The 207-nt window shown below is 39.6% G+C and carries 1 protein-coding gene; it reads left to right on the top strand.

The genetic code is table 11. From position 1 onward, the window contains the following. Window positions 1–207: HYR-like domain-containing protein (locus EOD40_RS18140; RefSeq protein WP_164905528.1), on the top strand; the 207-nt coding region annotated here is incomplete at both ends.

The raw sequence follows: 207 nt of genomic DNA, 5'->3' as shown, positions 1-207 counted from the left end.
AATGTTCGGCTACGGCGACAGCTCCTACTACTAATGATAATTGTAAAGGAACTATCACAGGAACAACTACTGATGCTTTGACTTATACAACTCAAGGAACTCACGTAATTACCTGGACTTTCAATGACGGTAATGGAAACACTGAAACAGCTACTCAAAATGTAATTGTTGACGATGTTACTAAACCGGCAAAACCAATTCTGGCTG

Source organism: Flavobacterium sufflavum (assembly GCF_004016525.1).
GTDB lineage: Bacteria > Bacteroidota > Bacteroidia > Flavobacteriales > Flavobacteriaceae > Flavobacterium > Flavobacterium sufflavum.
This window is presented reverse-complemented; position numbering and strand designations above follow the sequence as displayed.